The 18,865-nt window shown below is 59.2% G+C and carries 19 protein-coding genes; 9 read left to right on the forward strand and 10 right to left on the reverse strand.

The features are described from left to right. Positions 1-125 precede the first annotated feature (125 nt). The gene (rlmD, locus tag I6G90_RS12840) at positions 126-1,478 is read right to left on the reverse strand and encodes a 23S rRNA (uracil(1939)-C(5))-methyltransferase RlmD (protein WP_075113190.1); all 1,353 of its coding nucleotides are present in this window, start codon (positions 1,476-1,478) and stop codon (positions 126-128) included. A 273-nt stretch (positions 1,479-1,751) separates the two neighbouring features. Here rlmD and I6G90_RS12845 point away from each other — a divergent pair, with 273 nt between their 5' ends. Continuing rightward, complete coding sequence (locus tag I6G90_RS12845; RefSeq protein WP_197927788.1) at positions 1,752-3,476, forward strand: proline--tRNA ligase; 1,725 nt, start codon at positions 1,752-1,754, stop codon at positions 3,474-3,476. Positions 3,477-3,568: 92 nt separating this feature from the next. Here the strand turns inward: I6G90_RS12845 and I6G90_RS12850 are convergent, their stop codons facing one another. The 3 genes from I6G90_RS12850 to I6G90_RS12860 form a co-directional block, all read right to left on the reverse strand. Then, on the reverse strand, positions 3,569-4,249 hold the full coding sequence (locus I6G90_RS12850; protein ID WP_197927789.1) for an SDR family oxidoreductase: 681 nt from the start codon (positions 4,247-4,249) through the stop codon (positions 3,569-3,571). Positions 4,250-4,366: 117 nt separating this feature from the next. Next, a complete protein-coding gene (locus tag I6G90_RS12855; protein WP_182938266.1) occupies positions 4,367-4,996 on the reverse strand; it encodes a TIGR04219 family outer membrane beta-barrel protein in 630 nt (209 codons plus the stop codon). Between the two features lie 94 nt (positions 4,997-5,090). Then, entirely contained in the window at positions 5,091-5,540 is a 450-nt protein-coding gene (locus tag I6G90_RS12860; RefSeq protein WP_197927790.1) for a copper chaperone PCu(A)C, read from the reverse strand. A 90-nt stretch (positions 5,541-5,630) separates the two neighbouring features. On the opposite strand from I6G90_RS12860, the gene I6G90_RS12865 reads away from it, so the two are divergent. Continuing rightward, positions 5,631-6,380, forward strand: a complete 750-nt coding sequence (locus I6G90_RS12865) for an enoyl-CoA hydratase-related protein (RefSeq protein ID WP_197927791.1) — start codon at positions 5,631-5,633, stop codon at positions 6,378-6,380. A 17-nt stretch (positions 6,381-6,397) separates the two neighbouring features. On the opposite strand, the gene I6G90_RS12870 is transcribed toward I6G90_RS12865, so the two are convergent. Continuing rightward, on the reverse strand, positions 6,398-6,826 hold the full coding sequence (locus I6G90_RS12870; RefSeq protein WP_197927792.1) for a DUF2753 family protein: 429 nt from the start codon (positions 6,824-6,826) through the stop codon (positions 6,398-6,400). Between the two features lie 283 nt (positions 6,827-7,109). On the opposite strand from I6G90_RS12870, the gene I6G90_RS12875 reads away from it, so the two are divergent. After that, positions 7,110-7,769, forward strand: a complete 660-nt coding sequence (locus I6G90_RS12875; RefSeq protein WP_197927793.1) for a CatB-related O-acetyltransferase — start codon at positions 7,110-7,112, stop codon at positions 7,767-7,769. Between the two features lie 94 nt (positions 7,770-7,863). Here I6G90_RS12875 and I6G90_RS12880 read toward each other — a convergent pair whose 3' ends face one another. Next, positions 7,864-8,571 carry a ParB-like protein gene (locus tag I6G90_RS12880; RefSeq protein ID WP_197927795.1) on the reverse strand — a complete coding sequence of 236 codons (708 nt, stop codon included), beginning with the start codon at positions 8,569-8,571 and terminating at the stop codon, positions 7,864-7,866. A gap of 184 nt (positions 8,572-8,755) precedes the next feature. On the opposite strand from I6G90_RS12880, the gene I6G90_RS12885 reads away from it, so the two are divergent. The 3 genes from I6G90_RS12885 to I6G90_RS12895 all read left to right on the forward strand — a co-directional run bounded on the left by I6G90_RS12885 (position 8,756) and on the right by I6G90_RS12895 (position 12,480). Further along, entirely contained in the window at positions 8,756-10,360 is a 1,605-nt protein-coding gene (locus tag I6G90_RS12885; RefSeq protein ID WP_197927797.1) for a peptide ABC transporter substrate-binding protein, read from the forward strand. Positions 10,361-10,490: 130 nt separating this feature from the next. Further along, positions 10,491-10,790, forward strand: a complete 300-nt coding sequence (locus I6G90_RS12890; RefSeq protein WP_042062966.1) for a hypothetical protein — start codon at positions 10,491-10,493, stop codon at positions 10,788-10,790. A gap of 130 nt (positions 10,791-10,920) precedes the next feature. Beyond that, the gene (locus I6G90_RS12895) at positions 10,921-12,480 is read left to right on the forward strand and encodes a methyl-accepting chemotaxis protein (protein WP_197927799.1); all 1,560 of its coding nucleotides are present in this window, start codon (positions 10,921-10,923) and stop codon (positions 12,478-12,480) included. A 66-nt stretch (positions 12,481-12,546) separates the two neighbouring features. Here the strand turns inward: I6G90_RS12895 and dusA are convergent, their stop codons facing one another. Next, positions 12,547-13,533, reverse strand: a complete 987-nt coding sequence (gene dusA, locus I6G90_RS12900) for a tRNA dihydrouridine(20/20a) synthase DusA (RefSeq protein ID WP_197927801.1) — start codon at positions 13,531-13,533, stop codon at positions 12,547-12,549. Between the two features lie 137 nt (positions 13,534-13,670). Between dusA and zur the strand changes: the two genes are divergently transcribed. The 3 genes from zur to I6G90_RS12915 are packed head-to-tail and all read left to right on the forward strand — an operon-like array spanning position 13,671 to position 14,815. Further along, positions 13,671-14,129, forward strand: coding sequence for a zinc uptake transcriptional repressor Zur (gene zur / locus I6G90_RS12905; protein ID WP_182969788.1), 459 nt, complete (start codon positions 13,671-13,673; stop codon positions 14,127-14,129). Beyond that, entirely contained in the window at positions 14,119-14,580 is a 462-nt protein-coding gene (locus I6G90_RS12910) for a chemotaxis protein CheX (RefSeq protein ID WP_042656408.1), read from the forward strand. Before zur ends, I6G90_RS12910 begins: the two co-directional genes overlap by 11 nt. Before the next feature lie 4 nt (positions 14,581-14,584). Beyond that, complete coding sequence (locus tag I6G90_RS12915) at positions 14,585-14,815, forward strand: hypothetical protein (RefSeq protein WP_042656409.1); 231 nt, start codon at positions 14,585-14,587, stop codon at positions 14,813-14,815. Between the two features lie 73 nt (positions 14,816-14,888). Here the strand turns inward: I6G90_RS12915 and brnQ (I6G90_RS12920) are convergent, their stop codons facing one another. The 3 genes from brnQ (I6G90_RS12920) to I6G90_RS12930 all read right to left on the reverse strand — a co-directional run bounded on the left by brnQ (I6G90_RS12920) (position 14,889) and on the right by I6G90_RS12930 (position 18,815). Beyond that, positions 14,889-16,166, reverse strand: coding sequence for a branched-chain amino acid transport system II carrier protein (gene brnQ, locus I6G90_RS12920; protein ID WP_232254460.1), 1,278 nt, complete (start codon positions 16,164-16,166; stop codon positions 14,889-14,891). 442 nt (positions 16,167-16,608) lie between these two features. Next, the gene (brnQ, locus tag I6G90_RS12925) at positions 16,609-17,868 is read right to left on the reverse strand and encodes a branched-chain amino acid transport system II carrier protein (protein ID WP_232254359.1); all 1,260 of its coding nucleotides are present in this window, start codon (positions 17,866-17,868) and stop codon (positions 16,609-16,611) included. A 236-nt stretch (positions 17,869-18,104) separates the two neighbouring features. Continuing rightward, entirely contained in the window at positions 18,105-18,815 is a 711-nt protein-coding gene (locus I6G90_RS12930; protein WP_182932959.1) for a tRNA1(Val) (adenine(37)-N6)-methyltransferase, read from the reverse strand. Positions 18,816-18,865 lie beyond the last annotated feature (50 nt).

Here is an 18,865-nt window from a genome sequence, read left to right on the forward strand (position 1 = left end):
GGAACATGTCTATCGCTCCGCGCCAATGTCCGCTCATGCTTTCGCTGGCAGGCTCAGATGGGCAACCGCTGCCACATGCATGGCGTGGAGGAGGAACATGCAAATCCCTCCACGCCAGTGTCCGATCACGCTTTCGCTGGCAAGCTCAGACGGGCAACCGCTTCCACATGCATGGAGTGCGGGAACATATCGACCGGCTGTACCTCGTCCAGCACGAAACCCTGCTTGACCAGCCAGGCGAGGTCGCGGGCCAGGGTCTGCGGGTTGCAGGAGACATAGACCAGACGACGGGGCGCCATGGCGACCAGGGTCTGCAGCACCGCCTTGTCACAGCCCTTGCGCGGCGGATCCATTACCACCACGTCAGCGGTCACGCCCTGAGCGTGCAGCTCGGGCATCAGCTGCTCGGCCTTGCCGACGTGGAATTCGGTGTGCTCGATGCCGTTGAGGGCCGCGTTGCGACGGGCATCGCTGATGGCGCTCTCGACCGACTCGATCCCCACCACCTTGGCGGCCTTGCCTGCCAGGAACAGGGAGATGGTGCCGATACCGCAATAGATGTCGAACACCGTCTCGTTGCCGGTCAGCTCAGCATACTCGAGGGCGCTGGAGTAGAGCACATCGGTCTGGGTCGGGTTGTTCTGGAAGAAGGAGAGCGGCGAGATCTCGAACTCGAGCTCGTGGATCTTGTCGCGGATAACCCCTTCGCCCAGCAGCACCCGGTTGGTTGCGCCCAGAATGCGGTTGGTGCGCTCATCGTTGATGTTCTGCACCAGGGTAGTAACCGGCAGATCGCTTAAGCTCGCCAGCAGCTCGGCTTCGAACGGCAGCGCCTCACCCAAGGTTACCAGCACCACCATCAGCTCGCCACTCTTGAAGCCCTTGCGGGTCATCAGGTTGCGCACGCAGCCGGTGTGGTTCACTTCGTCATAGGCCGCGATGTCGTGCTCGCGCATCCAGTTACGTACCCGGGCGTTCAACTCAACGTGCAGTGAGTCTTGCACCGCACAGTCATCGGCGGTGATGAGATCGTGGGAGTGCTTGCGATAAAAACCGATCTCGGCACCCGCTTCACAGCTGCGCACCGCATATTGCGCCTTGTTGCGATAGGCGAACGGGCTTTCCATGCCAAGGATATCCTTGACCGGAGTGTCACCCAGCCCGGCCTGCTCCAGTGCGCTCTGCACCAGTGCCTGCTTGAGCTTGAGCTGGGCCGGATAGGCCAGCGGGCGCACCTGACAGCCACCGCACTCGGTGTTGGGGCAGAAATCGGCAACCCGATCGGCAGAGGGCTGGAGCAGCTCGGCAACCTTGCCGTGCAGATAGTTCGGCTTGACCTCGGTCAGCTCCACCAGCGCCTGCTCACCGGGCAGCAGACCTTCGACAAACAGGGGGCGATCGAACAGGCGTCCTTTGCCATCTCCTTTGTCGGTCAGTTCCAGGATCTCGATCTGGTGTTGATGTCCCACTAACGGCATGAGCGGCTCCAAAAGTACTAAAAATGGGGGGTGATGAACGCGGCAGAGCCATGCCCATCGAGAAAAGGTGGCAGAGTTTAGCGGAGATCCGGCCAAATTGCAGGCATAAAAAGCCTGCTTGTTGTAATGGTCATTACCCTGACCATCTGCCGGGCGTTGCCACCTTTCGGGTTGCGGCAAATTTAGCCCTTGGGCCATAACGCCCAGCCTGTTAAAATTCCGCCCTTGAAATTATCCTGGGCCCCGCGCCCGTTCTAGCTAAGGTCTACCGCGATGCGTACCAGCCAATATCTGCTTTCCACTCTCAAGGAAACCCCCTCCGACGCTGAAGTTGTCAGCCACCAGCTGATGCTGCGCGCCGGGATGATCCGTAAACTGGCCTCCGGCATGTATGCCTGGTTGCCAACCGGTCTGCGGGTACTGAAGAAAATCGAGAACATTGTTCGCGAAGAGATGAACAATGCTGGTGCCGTCGAAGTCTCCATGCCGGTGGTTCAGCCTGCCGAACTGTGGCAGGAGTCCGGCCGCTGGGACGACTACGGTCCCGAGCTGTGCCGTCTGACCGACCGCCACAACCGTCCCTTCGTGCTGGGCCCGACCCACGAAGAGGTGATCACTGCGCTGGTGCGTTACGAAGTGAACAGCTACAAGCAGCTGCCGCTCAACCTCTACCAGATCCAGACCAAGTTCCGCGACGAAGTGCGCCCCCGTTTCGGCGTGATGCGTGGCCGCGAATTCCTGATGAAAGATGCCTACTCCTTCCACATCGACAAAGCGTCTCTGGTCGATACCTACGAGAAGATGCACGCCGCCTACTGCAAGGCGTTCACCCGCATGGGTCTGAACTTCCGTCCGGTGCAGGCCGATACCGGCTCCATCGGTGGTACCGGTTCCCACGAATTCCAGGTGCTGGCCGAGAGCGGTGAAGACTTGATCGCCTTCTCCGATACATCAGATTACGCCGCCAACATCGAGATGGCCGAAGCGCTGGCGCCGGCGGGTGAGCGCGCTGCCGCCACCGCAGCCCTGACCAAGGTTGCCACCCCGAATGTTCACACCATCGACGAAGTAGCCGCTTTCCTGAACGTGGCACCGACCGCCATCGCCAAGACCCTGCTGGTACTGGCAGAGGAAGATGAGCACGGCAAACAGGCCGTTATCGCGCTGGTACTGCGTGGCGACCACGAGCTGAACGAAATCAAGGCCGAGAAACTGGCTGGCGTTGCCAACCCGCTGACCTTTGCCAACGACGAGCAGATCAAAGCTGCCGCCGGTTGCGATGCAGGCTCCATCGGCCCGGTCGGATTTGCCGGTCGTATCATCGTCGATCGCAGCGCCGCCCATCTGGCGGACTTCGTCTGCGGCGCCAACGAGACCGGTTTCCACCTGACCGGTGCCAACTGGGATCGTGACATCGCTACCTATGAAGTTGCCGACCTGCGCAACGTGGTGGAAGGCGACCCGAGCCCGTGCGGCCAGGGCAAGCTGCTGCTCAAGCGCGGTATCGAAGTGGGCCACATCTTCCAGCTGGGTACCAAGTACTCCGAAGCGATGAAGGCGAGCGTGCTGAACGAAGGCGGCAAGTCCGTCACCATGGAGATGGGTTGCTACGGTATCGGGGTTTCCCGTCTGGTGGCTGCGGCCATCGAGCAGAACAACGACCAGTACGGTATCATCTGGCCGGATGCTATCGCTCCGTTCGAAGTGGCCATCGTGCCGATGAACATGCACAAATCCGAGCGCGTGGCCGAGCAGGCACAGCAGTTCTACGCCGAGCTGAAAGCGGCCGGTGTCGATGTGCTGTTCGACGACCGTAAAGAGCGCCCGGGCGTGATGTTCGCCGACATGGAGCTGCTGGGCATCCCGCACGCCATCGTCATCGGCGATCGCGGTCTGGACAACGGCGTGGTGGAGTACAAGTGCCGCCGCACCGGCGAGAAGCAGGAAGTGGCCATCAGCGACATCATCGCCATGCTCAAGGCCAAGCTGGGCCGTTAATTCCGCCCTCTTCCCGATATAAAAAAGCGCGCCATTTGGCGCGCTTTTTGTTTCTGTGTGCTGACGACGGCAACCGGATGGCGGGCTTCGCCTCAGGGATTGCGACCGATAAAGAGGTCGGTCACGTGGCAGCTGCTTCTGGCTTCCAGTGCGTCGAGCATATAGGCCGCCGCATCTTCCGGGGTCATGAAGCCGCTCGGATCAACGTGATCCGAGTTATCCCAAAATTCGCTGCGGATCCCGCACGGATAGAGGTTGACCAGCCGCAGTGGCGAGCCTTTCAGCTCGGCGCGCAAGGATTCGAGAAAGCCGCGCATCCCCCATTTGGAGGCGCAGTAGAGGCTCTCGTTGGCCTTGCCCACCTGAGCGGCGGAGGAGAGCACATTGGCCAGCACTCCGCCTTTCTCACCGATAAGCCGCACCGTCTGCTGAGCCACCAGAATGGTGGAGATGAGATTGCTCTCCACCACCCGGCGGATCTGCTCGGCGGTGTAGACACCGACCGGGCCGAATTCGCCCACCCCGGCGCAGTGCAGCACCAGCTCGGGCAAGCCGCCCCACTCCACCGCAGCGGCGAAGGCGACATCGACCTCTTCATGGTGCGCCAGATCGGCAGCAATACCGATCACCGCGCTGCCGAGCAGTTGCTCCTGCTCCTGCAGTCGCTGATAACGGCGCCCCATCATGGAAACCTGATGGCCCCGCTCAACCAGACCTATGGTCAGGGCCCGGCCAAGACCTGAACCGGCGCCAGTGACTATGATGTGCCCCATTATCCCTCCTCGTTGCCAGCTGACGGCCAGATTGGAAAATAAACTCACAGTCCATAAACCAGCTGACCGTCAATGCGCTGCTCGATGTTGGCGACGCGTCGTCAGACCACCGTCAGATTAGAAAGTGAATTCGCCACCCATGAACCAGCCGTCGATAGACTGATCGATATTGTCGAAATCGACTTTGGCTTCACGCCAGCCGGCGCGCAGCTTGATCGGCATGGAGGAGAACTTGTATGCGCCACCCAGACGGTAGTCATAGTTGTCTGCATCGTGGGTACGCAGGTCGCCGAAGAAGGAGATACCGGTGCCCGGGATCTTCACTTCGCTGCCGGCATAGGCCATCAGGGTATCTTCTTTATAGCCCTGGCGGCCCCAGTAAACCTGCTCGCCATCGTAGTGACGACCGGTCATACCCAGATCGATCTTGAACAGATCGTTGTTGAACAGACGGTAGTAGAGGCTCAGATCGTAGGCGGTCAGGTCATTTTTGAACGCACCACCGGAGGTACTGAAGTCGGAGACTTCAAACTTGGCGTTCGGCAGGAAGATGATGCCGTGTTCCAGTTGCAGATAACCGTTCCAGTTGTAGTTGTCATCATAATGATTGGCACTCTTGCCATATGCCTGACCACTGCCCTGAGAAGCCCATACGTCAGCACCGGCGGCAAAACGCCAGTCGTCAGCGGCCATGGCACTCTGGCTGCACAGAGCCAACACAAAACCGGCAATCAGTGTCTTCTTCATCACTTCACTTCCTCTTGCATACATGGAAAGGGCACTATTTTACTCGGCACAGCCAAAATACCCAGCGGGAATGCTGAACAAGCGACGACAAATGTCAGTGCTTCATATGATCCATCTGTGCCATCGGCTCAATCGGCTTCACCGGCAGCGACAGATCCAGCTTCTGACCATCATCCATGGTGAGGGTGAGCGGAACAGGAGTCTGCTCGGAGAGCGTGTCCACCTCGAACAGCATGATGTGCAGGCTGCCCGGTTTCAACACCGCTTCGCCCTTGGCCGGGATCTCGATGCTCTCGACCTGACGCATCTTCATCACACCATTCTCGTGCAGATGAGTGTGCAGCTCGGCACGCCCGGCCGCAGCAGAAGCGGCCGCCACCAGCTTGACCGGCTGGTCGGCGTCATTCTTGAGCACCATAAAGGCGGCGGTGTTGGGGGAACCCGGCGGCAGCAAGCGCACATAACCATCGACGGCCTCGACCTTGGCCAGTGCTGGCGCCGTCATACCCAGAACCAGCAGAGAATAAAACGCACGTTTAAACATGGTTGAAATCCTTTTATGATGTTGTTAAACGGCCCAGAGGTTACCCCAACGGCAACCTTTTTTGCACCTTTCAATAACAAGGATTTAGACATGGCCCCCATTCTCATCGCTGAGCAGCAGGATGGCTTGCTCACCCTGACCCTCAACCGCCCCGACAAGCGCAACGCCCTCAATACCGAGTTGTATCAACAACTGGTCGCGGCGCTGCGAGAGGCGGCGGCCGATGAGGAGGTGCATGTCCTGCTGCTGCAGGGGCAGCAAGATTGCTTTACCGCGGGCAATGATCTGGCCGACTTTATGGGCAAGAGCGCGCTGGAGCCCGACGACCCCATCCTGCAGTTCCTCCACACCCTGGCCGATTTCCCCAAACCTGTGATCGCCGCCGTTGCGGGCCCTGCGGTGGGGATTGGCACCACCATCCTGCTGCACTGCGATCTGGTCTATCTGGCGAATAACGCCCGCTTGCAACTCCCCTTCGTCGAGCTGGGGCTGGTGCCGGAGTTTGCCTCCAGCCTGCTGCTGCCGCGCCTAGTGGGGCACCTCAAGGCGGCCGAGCTGTTGCTGCTGGCCGAAGCCATTGATGCCGAGCAGGCGCTGCGGCTCGGGCTGGCCAACAAGGTGGTGGCGGCAGATGGATTGCTCTCCTTTGCCCGCGAGCAGGGGCTGAAGCTGGCAGCCAAACCGCCCAGGGCGCTGCAAAAGAGCAAGGCACTGCTCAAGCAGGAGCTCAAACAGGCGGTGCACTTTGTCATCGATCTGGAGGCGCGCGCCTTCGCGCAGGCGCTGCAAGGGGAAGAAGCGCAGCAACGGATCGCCCAGAAACTCAAACGGCGGGGCTGAGCCGCGCCAAAATCCGCTCAGTTGAGGCGAAAACGGCCGATCAGCTCGCAACCCTGCACCTTGTCCTGTAGCTGGATCAGCCGGGCAATTTCCGGATTGGGGTGGCGCTTGAGAAAGGCGAGCAGGGCACCACGGCAGCAACCCAGCTCGCTGATCAGTGCCTCGCACTCCCGGTTCGGGCATTGTGGCACCAGTGCCGTGACCAGCTCGGAGGCGAGCTTCAGGTAGCGCAGCTCATAAGTCGGCTCATCCATCGCCCGCCAGAAGTCGGCCAGCCGGTGACAGGTGGCGACCCGCATGGTGGCCAGTTCGGTCAACTCGACCTGGGTCATCTCGTAAACATCCCCCAGCGCCTGCTGATAAAAACAGATCGCCGCCCCCAGCGAACCGGCCTGCCAGGCTCGCTCCGCCTCCAGCATGTATCGTTGCCAACTTTGCGGTATCATCTCGCTCTCCCGAGTCCGTTATGGTGGGAGTGTTATCATGGCTAATTGAGAATAAATATCAACCAGAGGGTTAGTGCAGGATCTCTTCTCACCTTGGCAAAGCATGTGCCCGACCTTATGATCGTGCCCTTCCCCCTTCTTTGGAGCACACCACAATGCGACCACACCTCCCGCAGATGCTGGGCTGCTCCCTGCTCTGCGTGCCTCGCATGCTGGTCTGGATCTATTAGCTGCGCTCAAGCGAACGCAACCAACCCGATCCATTCAGCAAAGGAGTACCAACATGAACACCTGCCAACACTGGTCGCAGGTCGAATACCTGCACCTGACGGTGACCAACCCCAATATCCGCCTCAAGGGTCAGCACAGCTACTACTCGGGCGCCTGGGATGGCCCCTTCGAAGAGGTGGCGGTGCGCTACCTCCATGGAGATCCCTTCAGCCGCAGCCCGGAAACCGGCTGGGAGCCACTCTGGCATATCGACCAACTCCATATCGGCGACTATGTGCAGCTTGCCGCCGGGGTGAAGATCATCATGGGGGGCAACCACACCCACAACACGGCCTTCATCAGCACCTATCCGTTCTCTGATCTGGCGGCGCTCCAACGCAGCTACCGCCCTGCTGGCGATACCCGTATCGGCAACGATGTCTGGATCGGCATGGAGGCGATGATCATGCCCGGCGTCACCATCGGCGATGGCGCCATCATCGCCGCCCGTTCGCTGGTCAATCAGGATGTGCCACCCTATGCCATGGTGGCAGGAACCCCGGCCAGGGTGGTGCGGATGCGCTTTGGCGAGGAGGAGATTGCCCGGCTACAGGCCCTCGCCTGGTGGGATTGGCCGGATCAACAGGTCAACGATCTGCTACCGCTGATCCAGCAAGGTGAAGTCGCCCTGCTTGAACAGGCAGCCGCCCGCTGGGCTGAGCGCCATGAGTGACCACCGCTAACCAGTAGCTGACAGCATAAGGGCGACCCCGGGGTCGCCCTCTTTTATCTCCGGCATGCTCTGGATGCCGTCATCGCTCATCCACTCACTGCGCGCTTTTGGATTGGTTGAGGCTGCACTGCTTGCCGGGATAACCGGGTAGATCCTTGGCATCGCTGCCGCAGGCGAGCCGTTTAGCCTGTTGCAGCCGGGCTGCCAGATTGGCGCTGTCCACCGGCATCCACTGCATCTGCTTGCCGAGCCAGCTGGCCCAGGCAAACTCGACGAAATAGACCTGTTTATCCTTGCGAAAGTAGCCCGCATTCTGCAGCAGTCCGGCGAGGGTGCGATAGGGGTAATCAGGCAGCTTGTCGATGCTGCTCGGCAACTGCTCCGGGGTCAGTGGTTGCCCCTTCTCATCCTTGAGCCAGGCCCAGTGGTTGTTCTGCATCTGGCTCCAGAAGTTGGCTTTATCCTGCAGGCGGCCAATCACCTTGACCCGGGCATCCTTGACGCCCTGCTGCCATAGCGCCTTGGTGAGATGGTGTCTGTCCACCAGCCAGTAGCTGCCATCCGGCGCAATCACTACAGGAATCTCTTTCTTTTTCATCAACTTGCCGAGCTGCTTTGCGCTCATGCCAGCCAATGTGGCCTGGGTCTCATCAACCTGGATCTGGCCGACGCCCCCCTGAGTCGGGTGCAAGGCATCGATGCCGATCTCGCACCAGTTGCCCACCGCCGTGTCGCTCTGGCACGGGGCCAACGCCCAGGCACTCTGGCTCAACACACAGGCCAGCACTAACCATGCTTTCATCGTTTGACACTCCTCACCACATTGAACTGCACTGACGCCGGGAACGCTCTGCTACCCCGATTGGGAGTGAGAGTCGAATGCTGGCGGTCAGACCAGCAAACGGGATATCATGATTTCCCATCTGTCGGCGATATTTTCTCGCCGAGTTTTCTCCCCGCTTCACACTATTTGAAGGATCCGACCCATGAAAGGATGGAGCCCCTTGCTGGCCCTGCTGGGCTGTGCTGCTGTCCAGGCTGCCGATATTCCCGCCGGAACACAACTCGCCGCCGAGCAGATTGTCGTTCGCCACCTCAAGGATGAACCTGCGAGCCTGAGCCCGCTCAAGCTGGTCGGCCTGCCGGAGTTGCAGGTACTGCGGGATCTGTTCGAGGGGCTGTTGACCCAGGGGCCGGATGGCAAACCGGTTGCCGGGGTGGCGGCCAGCTGGGAGAACAAGGGCAACCAGTTCTTTACCTTCCATCTGCGCCCGGATGCGCGCTGGTCCAACGGCGATCCGGTCAAGGCCGGCGACTTCGTCTACGGCTGGCGCAAGCTGGTCGACCCGAAAGAGGCGGCCACCTTCGCCTGGTTTGCCCAACTGGCCCGTTTCGACAAGGTGGACGAAATAGTCGCTGGCAAATTGCCTGCCAGCAAGCTGGGGGTCAAGGCACTCGATGACCACACCCTGCAGGTGACCCTCTCCCAGCCGGTGCCCTACTTCCTGAACCTGCTGAGCCACCCCAGCCTGTCGCCGCTCCATCAGGCCAGCATCGAGCAGTACGGCAACCAGTGGACCCAGCCCGGCAAACTGGTGGGCAACGGTGCCTTTGTGCTGAACAACAGGGTAGTCAACGAGAAGCTGGAGCTGACCCCCAACGCCCATTACTGGGATCAGGCCCATACCGTATTGACCAAGGTGATCTTCATGCCGATCAATCAGGAGAGCGCGGCCACCAACCGCTATCTGGCTGGCGATCTGCATATCACCGAATCCTTCCCCAAGGAGCAGTACGACAAGCTGAAGCAGCAGATCCCGAATGAGGTCTATACCCCGGATCAGCTCGGTACCTACTACTACGCCTTCAATACCAAGCAGGCCCCGCTGAACGATGTGCGGGTGCGCAAGGCGCTCTCCTACACCATCGATCGCGCGCTGATCGCCGACAAGGTGCTAGGCACCGGCGAGAAACCGGCTTATCACTTCACTCCAGATGTGACCGCCAGTTTCACCCCGGCCGCCAACCTGCTCTCCACCAGCAGCCAGCCAGCACTGGACAGCAAGGCCAAGGCCCTGCTCAAGGAGGCCGGTTACGGCCCGGGCAAGCCACTCAAACTGACCCTGCTCTACAACACCGCGGAAATTCACAAGAAGATGGCGCTGGCGATTGCCAACATGTGGAAGCAGAAGCTGGGCGCCGAGGTCGAGCTGACCAATCAGGAGTGGAAAACCTATCTCGACAGCCGCCAGAGCGGTCAGTTCGAGGTGATCCGCTCTTCGTGGGTCGCCGACTACAACGACCCGTCAGCGTTCCTTGGTCTGTGGGGCTCTCGTCACAGCGGCAATATGGCAGGCTTCGCCAATGCCCGTTATGACCAGCTGCTGGCAGAGGCGGCCAGCACTCAGGATGCCGCCAGCCGCAGCAAGCTGTTTGGCGAAGCAGAGGCAATCCTGCTGGATCAGGCCCCCATCGCCCCCATCTACCAGTACACCAATGCCCGCCTCATCAAGCCATGGCTCAAAGGCTACCCCATCAACAACCCGGAAGATGTGGCCTACAGCCGCCAGCTCTATCTCGTCAAACACTGAACTGGCCGTCAACGCTGAAACCGAAGAGGGCCGCCTGCGGGCGGCCCTCTTATTGATACTGTTCATGCTCAAGTTTTAGGCATAAAATGCCGCCCTTCTAGTGCACTCCCCCTCTTATCATCGGTCGAACATGCGTTATCTGTTACTGCTCCCCCTGTTGTGGACCTTGCCTGCGCAAGCCAATAGCGAATCCCAATGCCAGCAAGAGTTTGTCGGCTGGATGCTGCAACAGCAGCAACAGTTCAGCGATCGCAAGTCTGACAAGATGGAGCGACGCCGGGCAGAGCGCGCCATCGAGTTGGCCCGTCAGGAGTACGACAAGCAGGCCAGCTTCTGCAAGACCATGCAACTGGTACGCAGCTACAAAGATGGCGATCCGCGCTTTAAACCGAGAACCGGCGAAATTCACGATTTCGCCCCAGCCAGCTGACGCTCACTTCATCAATTCATTGTGTTGATTAATTGACCCAAGCCAAGTTCGGGTCACTGAAGAGCCTTAGAATGATTAGCTGAAAATAAAAAGATATTTATCAGTTAGTTGGCTTTTTCAGGAACGACACATGACCACACTCCATCAGGAGGGGGAGATACACTTCCCCGACAACATCGCACTGATCTCGACCACGGATCCCGCCAGCCATATTACCTACGCCAACCAGCACTTCTGTGATGTGGCCGGGTATGGTGCTGCCGAAATGGAAGGGGTGCCCCACAATCTGGTACGTCACCCCGATATGCCCAAGGCGGCCTTCGCCGACATGTGGCAGCGGCTGCGACAGGGCAAAAGCTGGATGGGGCTGGTCAAAAACCGCGCCAAAAGCGGTCAGTTCTATTGGGTAAACGCTTACGTCACCCCGATCCTCAATGCACAGAAGGAGATCGTCGAGTACCAGTCGGTACGCACCAAACCCGCCGCCAGCGATGTGGCCTGGGCCGAGCAGCTCTATGGCCTGCTGCGCAGCGGCAAGGCGCTTCCCTGGCTGAGCCGGTTTCACATTGAACCGGGTCAGCTGACCCTCTGGCTCTCAATTGCTACGTTGCTTACCACCCTTGCTACTTTTGCCACCGGCAACCTGTGCTGGCTGCTGCCCACCGCCCTGTTGCTGCTGGCGCAGGCAACCCATGGCTGGCGCTTGCAGCAGCGGCTGGCTCATCTGCTCACCCTTGCCGATCAAGACAAGGGAACCCGCCTCTGTCAGGTGCTCTACACCCGGCGGCGCGACACCCTGGCTGCCGTTGAACTGGCCTTGCGGATGAAGCAGGCCGAGCTCAAGGCCGTGGTAGGGCGTAGCGCCGACACCAACCAGCAGATCCTGCAGGCAGCCGAAGATGACCGGGGCAATATCCAGACCATCGATACTCATCTGCAGCAGCAGCGTGCCCACAGCGAACAGCTGGCTACCGCCATCACCGAGCTGAGCCACTCCATTCGCGATGTAGCCCACAGCGCCCATGAGGCGAGCAATCTGGTCACCGAGGTGCAACAGGTCTCCGCCGAGGGGCTGCAAGCTCTGGCGACCACCCAATCCTCCGTCAACCAACTCCATCAGGAGCTGGATGCCAACCACGCCGTGCTGGCCCAGCTCACCAGCGACAGCCAGAAGATCAGCGGCATTCTGGAAGTGATCAGCCAAATCGCCGATCAGACCAACCTGCTCGCCCTCAATGCGGCCATCGAAGCGGCCCGGGCTGGCGAACAGGGGCGCGGTTTTGCAGTGGTGGCAGACGAAGTGAGAGCGCTGGCCCAGAAGACCCGCGCCTCGACCAGCGAGATCCACGAGATGATCCAGGCGCTGCAACAGACCACCCGACAGCTGTCGGACGGGATGGCACAAGGGGCACAGACCTCGGAGCGCTGCCAGCAGCACGCGGGCACCACCGCCGACGTGCTCACCCAGATCAACCGGATGCTGGGACAGGTGACCCGCACCAGCGACGAGATCGCCCAGGCGGTGAGCCAGCAGGCCGATGTCACGGCGACACTCGACGAAGGGGTACACCAGATCCACCAGCTGGCCAGCCACACCGCCGACAACAGCAGGCAAGCCCTCGATGGCATCACCCTGCTGGTGGAGCGGCTGCAGGATCTCTCGCGGCTGATCAACCAGTTCAGATATTGAAGCGACAGCGATCAAAAAAGCGCGTCAACTGACGCGCTTTTTGTGGTTCTTGCTGCTGACAGCGGCTTATTCGGCTGTCTCGTTGCTGGCAAACTCCGGCACCTTGGCCATGGCATCCAGCACCACCTGAATACCGGCGCCCGGTTTGCAGGCGTTCTCGCTCAGGTGACGGCGCCAGGCGCGGGCTCCCTGCATGTTCTGGAACAGCCCCAAAATGTGGCGGGTCATATGGGAGAGGTAGTTGCCCTTGGCCAGCTCCTGCTCGATATAGGGCAGCATCATCCGCACCACCTCGTGGCGACTCGGCACGGCGTTATGCTGGCCGAACACCAGGTTGTCTACCTGCGCCAGAATGTAGGGGTTCTGATAGGCTTCACGCCCCATCATCACGCCATCAACATGCTGCAGGTGCTCGAGAGTCTGCTCCATGGAGGTGACGCCGCCGTTGAGGGCAATGGTGAGCTCCGGGTAATCCTGCTTGACCCGATAGACACGGGGATAATCGAGCGGCGGGATCTCGCGGTTCTCCTTGGGGCTCAAACCACTCAGCCACGCCTTGCGGGCATGGACGATAAAGGTGTCGCAACCGGCATCGCGCACCTGTTCGATAAAAGCCTGCAAAAATTCGTAGGAGTCCTGATCGTCAATACCGATACGGGTCTTCACCGTCACCGGGATATCGACCACATCGCGCATCGCCTTGACGCAGTCAGCCACCAGCACCGGTTCACCCATCAGGCAGGCACCAAAACGGCCGTTCTGCACCCGATCGGAGGGGCAACCAACGTTGATGTTCACCTCGTCATAGCCGCGCTCCTCGGCCAGCTTGGCGCAGTGGGCCAGATCGGCGGGATTGCTGCCACCCAGCTGCAGGGAGATGGGGTGCTCCTGCTCGCTGTAACCCAGATAATCCCCCTTGCCATGGATGATGGCGCCAGTGGTCACCATTTCGGTATAGAGCAAGGTCTGGCGACTCATCAGTCGATGAAAGTAACGGCAATGCCGATCGGTCCAGTCCAGCATGGGGGCGATGGAAAAACGCTGCGCCTGCATAAAAATCATCCGGGTTGGCTAAAGAAAGGGGCGGATTTTATCACAACGTGAAGCAGCCCCAGAAAATGAATTTTGTCGCCGCGCCATGCGAGGCCCTGTGATAGTATCCGGCTAATAGAAAGGGTATCTGCGCGATCATGAATCAAGACCAACTTTTACAACGAGCCGAGCGACTCTGTATACAGCGAGGGATCCGCTTCACCCCGACCCGGCGTCAGGTATTTCGCCTGCTGGCGGCACACGGCAACGCCATCAGCGCCTATGATTTGTTAGCCCAGCTGCAACAAACCGAAGCCAATGCCAAGCCGCCAACCGTCTATCGGGCACTCGATTTTTTGCTCGAACAGGGCTTTGCTCACAAGGTGGAATCGCTCAACGCATTTATCTTCTGCTGCCACTTCGATCATGCTCACCCGATGCAGCTACTGATCTGCGACGAGTGTGGCGATGTGGTCGAGCTTCACGATACGGCCATAGATAGCGCGTTTTCCGAGCAAGCCCACTTGCATGGTTTTACGATTACCAATAAGACAATAGAGGCACATGGCCAATGTGCTCGCTGTACGCCCACTGTAGGAAATCATCATGAAGGCTGATTTTGTAAATCCGTTCCTGCTATCCCTGCTCAATGTGCTCTCCACCATGGCACAGCTGGAACTCAAACCGGGCAAACCGAAACGCAAGATGGATGAGCTGGCGCGCGGCGACGTCTCCGGCCTGATCGGCATGGTCGGCCCGCAGACCCGCGGTTCTCTCTCCATCAGCTTCGAGAAGGGGCTGGCGCTGGAGATCATGCGCCGCATGCTGGGGGAAGCCCCCGCCAACATCAACGAAGAGGTGACCGACATGGTCGGTGAAATCACCAACATGGTAACCGGTGGCGCCAAGCGGATGCTGGGTGAGAAGGGTTACGAGTTTGATATGGCCACCCCCATCATCGTCTCCGGAGCCAACCACACCATCACCCACCGGGCCGATGGCACCAAGATCATGATGCCGTTCGAATCAGATTACGGCCGCGCCACCATCGAAATCTGCTTCGAGTAACCCTATGTGGAAAGCATTGAAATGGATTTTCATCTGCTGGGCCCTGTTGTTGATCCTGTCGGATATCCAGATCAGCACCTCCCTCTACAAATACGAGGATAACCGGGTGCTCATCAACTTCCCCCGCTGGGAAGCCAAGCAGCCCTGGGGCACCTTCGAGTGGCATGCCGGACGGGTGCAAACCCACTGGTACGGTCTGGACGGCAAACCCAAGCCGACAGGCCCGCAAATCTGACTTGTTAACGGATCCGGCAGAAACAGAAGAGGCCAGCAGCTGCTGGCCTCTTTGCTATCTCGTTGTTCCAGAATCAAGCCGCTTCGGCAGCCAGCTTTCCGCTTGGCCGCACCAAAATGCCAAGGCCGCAGGTCAGCAGGGTCGGCAGCAACCAGGCGAGGCCCTTATCGAACAGCGGCAGGAAGGCGAACGCATCCATCTGCATACCGGCAGCGCCCAGTCCGTCCAGACAGCCGAACAGGAAGGCCACCAGCAGCACGGTGCGAAACACCAGACGTGGCCGACCGAAACTACCCTGAGCAAAAGTCACCAGCACCAGCGCGATGGCAACCGGATAGATGGCCACCAGTACCGGAATAGAGAGCCTGATCAGCTCGCTCAACCCCACATTGGCCACCAGGATGCACAAGCAGCCCATCAGCAGCACCCACTTGCGGTATGTCCAACCAGCCAGACTGTGGAAGAAGTCGGCACTGGCGCAAAGCAGACCGACCGCACTGGTAAAGCAGGCCAGGGTGATGATGGCCGCCAGAATGAACTGCCCCGGCTGACCAAACAGGCTCAGGACGTAGGCATTGACGATGGCGCCGCCATTGCTGGTATCGCTCGCCACTCCGGCGGCGCTGTTGCCAAGGTAGAACAGGGAGATATAGACCGCCGAGAGTCCGGCTGCAGAGATCAGGCCTGCGATGGTCAGGTATTTGAACTGGCTCGGGTAGTCTTCAATACCCTTGCGCCGCAGCAAACCGATGATAAGCGCACCGAACATCAGGGAGGCCAGGGTATCCATGGTGTTGTACCCCTCCAGCATCCCCTTGATGAGCGGGGTCCCGACATAGTCGCCGCTGGCATCGGGCATAGTGCCCTGTGGCGCCATAAAGACCCCGACCGCCAGAATAAGCAGCATCACCATCAGGGCCGGTGTCAGGTATTTGCCCACCGCATCCAGCAGTCGGCCCCGATTCAGCGAGACCAGGATCACCAGAGCAAAGAAGAACAGGCTATAAAGCAGCAGCCCGTGTTGGCCAGCCTCGCCAAGCCAGGGCTTGAGCCCCATCTCGTAGGCGACCAATCCGGTGCGTGGTGTGGCAAAGGCCGGTCCCATGATGATGTAGATGGCGATGGCCAGCGCTGTGGCGGCCCAGCCCGGTAGATAGCGGGTCATCCCGGTCCAGCCACCCGCGCCGCCACCCGAACTCCCCTTGGCCACCGCAATCAGGGTGATCAGCGGCAAGCCCACCGCCGTCAGCAAAAAGCCGCTCATGGCAGCCAGCAGATGCTCACCGGCCATGAAACCGGCCAGCGGCGGAAAAATGATATTGCCTGCCCCCAGATAGAAGGCAAACGTCATAAACCCCAATCCGAATACATCGGACAACTTCAATGATTTCGTCAAACCCAACCTCATCTGCCTTATCAGCTTGTTATTGATTGCACCCACTGCCTGGCAGATAACCGGTAACAATACCTCTTGCTTCTTTCTCGTCCTGAGACAGGACAAGAATCACTCACTCAGCATAAAGAAAATGAATAAAAGCTCAATCTCAAATTAATATATTGAAACAATTTAACTATGCAGAGTTAATCACCAAGAAATTTGGCAATCTCAAAAGGATACAAAACAGAGGTTGCACCAAGAGGGGAGCATGGGCGATAAAGGAGTGGAACTGACGAACGTCGCCGACAGCGATCATCACGACACTACGGCACACACTCCAGCACAGACTGCAGAAAGATGAAAAACAAAAGAGCCTGCACGGGGCAGGCTCTTGGCAACATCACATCGGGCGTGATCAGGCGGCTTCGGCGGCCAGCTCGGTCGGACGCACCACCATGCCTACTACGCAGGCCAGCAGGGTCGGCATCAGCCAGGCGAGGCCCTTGTCGAACAGCGGCAGGAAGGCGAACGCATCCATCTTCATGCCGGCAGCACCCAGACCATCCAGGCAACCGAACAGGAAGGCCACCACCAGCACCGCACGGAACACCAGACGGGGACGACCGAAGTAACCCTTCAGGAAGGTGACCAGCACCAGCGCCACGGCAACCGGATAGATGGCAACCAGCACCGGAATGGAGAGGCTGATCAACTGGCTCAGGCCCACGTTGGCCACCACGGCGCAGACAACGCCCAGCAACACCACCAGCTTCTTGTAGCTCATGCCGGTGAGATTGTGGAAGAAGTCTGAACAGGCGGAGATCAGACCCACGGCAGTGGTGAAGCACGCCAGGGTGATAATGGCGGCCAGGATCAGTTGACCGGGCTGACCAAACAGGCTCAGCACGTAGGCGTTGACGATGGCGCCACCGTTGCTGACATCCGTCGCCACACCGGCCGCGGTGTTACCCAGACGGAACAGGGAAACATAGACCACGCACAGACCAATGGCGGAGATGAGGCCGGCAATGGCCAGATACTTGAACTGGCTCTTGTAGTCGTTGATGCCCTTCTGGCGCAGCAGGTCGACGATCAGGGCGCCAAACATCAGGGACGCCAGGGTGTCCATGGTGTTATAGCCTTCCAGGATCCCTTTCACGAAGGGGCTGTTCTGATAGTCACCGGACGCATCCGGCATGGTGCCTTGCGGCGCCACGAATACCCCGACCGCCAGGGTCAGCAGCAGCAGCATCAGAACCGGTGTCAGGTATTTGCCGATGGCATCCATCAGCTTGCCCTGGTTCATGGAAACCAGCATGGCCACGCCGAAGAAGATCACGGTATAGGCCGCCAGACCCGCCTGACCCATGTCACCGATGAACGGCTTGAGGCCCATCTCGTAGGCCACCAGACCGGTACGGGGCGCAGCAAAGGCCGGGCCGATGATGATATAGATGGCCACGGCCAGCGCGGTCGCGACACCGGCAGGGAGCAGTTTGGTCATGCCCGCCCAGCCGTTACCGGCTTTCGCCACAGCCAGAATGGTCACCAGAGGCAGGCCTACGGCAGTCACCAGGAAGCCGAACATCGCCAGGGAGAGGTGCTCACCGGCCATGTAACCGGCCAACGGCGGGAAAATGATGTTACCGGCGCCCAGGTAGAAGGCGAAGGTCATAAACCCTAATCCGAGTACATCGGACAATGTGAGTGATTTCGTCAAGTTCAACCTCGTCTGTCTTGTAAATTATTGCTTGTTATAGTTTTTATCGGTCGCTGACCGGGTGTGTTCAGGGGGGATAAAAAAAGAGCCCCGCGTGTTTTTTCATCACAACCAGTGGTTTTAGCTGGTCTGGAGCGGGCGCTCGATCTGGAACCAGCATAATGGCGTGAAAAAATAGTTCAAGACGAAATTTACATCTTCAAATAGAAGGGGCTGGTCAGTTGGATATATCTGTCGGAATAGGCTCCATCAGCAGAATGGATCACAATCTCACCCCTCTCACACCTGTTTAATCCTCTGCCAAGTAGCAATAAAACACGATTTGCCTCTTTACCCTCTCTGGTGATAACAGCTGTATAACAAATCCCATGCAGATCATAATGCGCCGAGATGCATAAAATTTCATCGGCCATCGCCGTCGGCAGCACCAGCGCCACCTGACCATTCCGGCTTAGCAAACGATTGCAAGCTGCCAGTAATCCGTGACTGTCGAGGGCGCCGGTATGACGGGCCAACGCACGCGCCGGATCGCTAAATGACTGGCCTGCCACGAAATAGGGGGGGTTGGAGACGACAAGATCGTAGGGGGCTGCCTGATAATCCTGAATGGCACTCTCTATGATGGTCACCCGATCGGCCCAGGGAGAGGCCGCCGCATTCTCCCGCGCCTGGCTGGCCGCATTAATATCCAGCTCGACCGCATCGAGACGACAGTCAGATCTGCTGCGCTGGGCCAGCATCAGGGCGATCAGGCCACTGCCGGTGCCGATATCGAGCACCCGGTGCGCCTGTTCAACCGGCGCCCAGGCACCGAGCAGAATGCCATCGGTGCCTACCTTCATGGCGCAGCGATCGTGATTGATATGGAACTGTTTGAAGGTAAATCCGCGACTACGCCCCATCTGGCCCCCGTCATCTGCAAAAATGGTGGGCGATTATAGCGGCTAAGACA

The organism is Aeromonas allosaccharophila (genome assembly GCF_016026615.1).
Taxonomy (GTDB): Bacteria; Pseudomonadota; Gammaproteobacteria; order Enterobacterales; family Aeromonadaceae; genus Aeromonas; species Aeromonas allosaccharophila.

Bases quoted from the DNA above. Each gene is read 5' to 3' on its own strand.
- I6G90_RS12910 (WP_042656408.1), top strand. From the start codon at position 14,119: ATGAAGGCTGATTTTGTAAATCCGTTCCTGCTATCCCTGCTCAATGTG.
- brnQ (WP_232254359.1), bottom strand. From the start codon at position 17,868: ATGACCTTCGCCTTCTACCTGGGCGCCGGTAACATCATTTTCCCGCCG.
- I6G90_RS12865 (WP_197927791.1), top strand. From the start codon at position 5,631: ATGGCCCCCATTCTCATCGCTGAGCAGCAGGATGGCTTGCTCACCCTG.
- I6G90_RS12875 (WP_197927793.1), top strand. From the start codon at position 7,110: ATGAACACCTGCCAACACTGGTCGCAGGTCGAATACCTGCACCTGACG.
- I6G90_RS12930 (WP_182932959.1), bottom strand. From the start codon at position 18,815: ATGGGGCGTAGTCGCGGATTTACCTTCAAACAGTTCCATATCAATCAC.
- I6G90_RS12915 (WP_042656409.1), top strand. From the start codon at position 14,585: ATGTGGAAAGCATTGAAATGGATTTTCATCTGCTGGGCCCTGTTGTTG.
- I6G90_RS12845 (WP_197927788.1), top strand. From the start codon at position 1,752: ATGCGTACCAGCCAATATCTGCTTTCCACTCTCAAGGAAACCCCCTCC.
- I6G90_RS12870 (WP_197927792.1), bottom strand. From the start codon at position 6,826: ATGATACCGCAAAGTTGGCAACGATACATGCTGGAGGCGGAGCGAGCC.
- I6G90_RS12895 (WP_197927799.1), top strand. From the start codon at position 10,921: ATGACCACACTCCATCAGGAGGGGGAGATACACTTCCCCGACAACATC.
- zur (WP_182969788.1), top strand. From the start codon at position 13,671: ATGAATCAAGACCAACTTTTACAACGAGCCGAGCGACTCTGTATACAG.
- brnQ (WP_232254460.1), bottom strand. From the start codon at position 16,166: ATGACGTTTGCCTTCTATCTGGGGGCAGGCAATATCATTTTTCCGCCG.
- I6G90_RS12855 (WP_182938266.1), bottom strand. From the start codon at position 4,996: ATGAAGAAGACACTGATTGCCGGTTTTGTGTTGGCTCTGTGCAGCCAG.
- I6G90_RS12885 (WP_197927797.1), top strand. From the start codon at position 8,756: ATGAAAGGATGGAGCCCCTTGCTGGCCCTGCTGGGCTGTGCTGCTGTC.
- rlmD (WP_075113190.1), bottom strand. From the start codon at position 1,478: ATGCCGTTAGTGGGACATCAACACCAGATCGAGATCCTGGAACTGACC.
- I6G90_RS12860 (WP_197927790.1), bottom strand. From the start codon at position 5,540: ATGTTTAAACGTGCGTTTTATTCTCTGCTGGTTCTGGGTATGACGGCG.
- I6G90_RS12890 (WP_042062966.1), top strand. From the start codon at position 10,491: ATGCGTTATCTGTTACTGCTCCCCCTGTTGTGGACCTTGCCTGCGCAA.
- I6G90_RS12850 (WP_197927789.1), bottom strand. From the start codon at position 4,249: ATGGGGCACATCATAGTCACTGGCGCCGGTTCAGGTCTTGGCCGGGCC.
- dusA (WP_197927801.1), bottom strand. From the start codon at position 13,533: ATGCAGGCGCAGCGTTTTTCCATCGCCCCCATGCTGGACTGGACCGAT.
- I6G90_RS12880 (WP_197927795.1), bottom strand. From the start codon at position 8,571: ATGAAAGCATGGTTAGTGCTGGCCTGTGTGTTGAGCCAGAGTGCCTGG.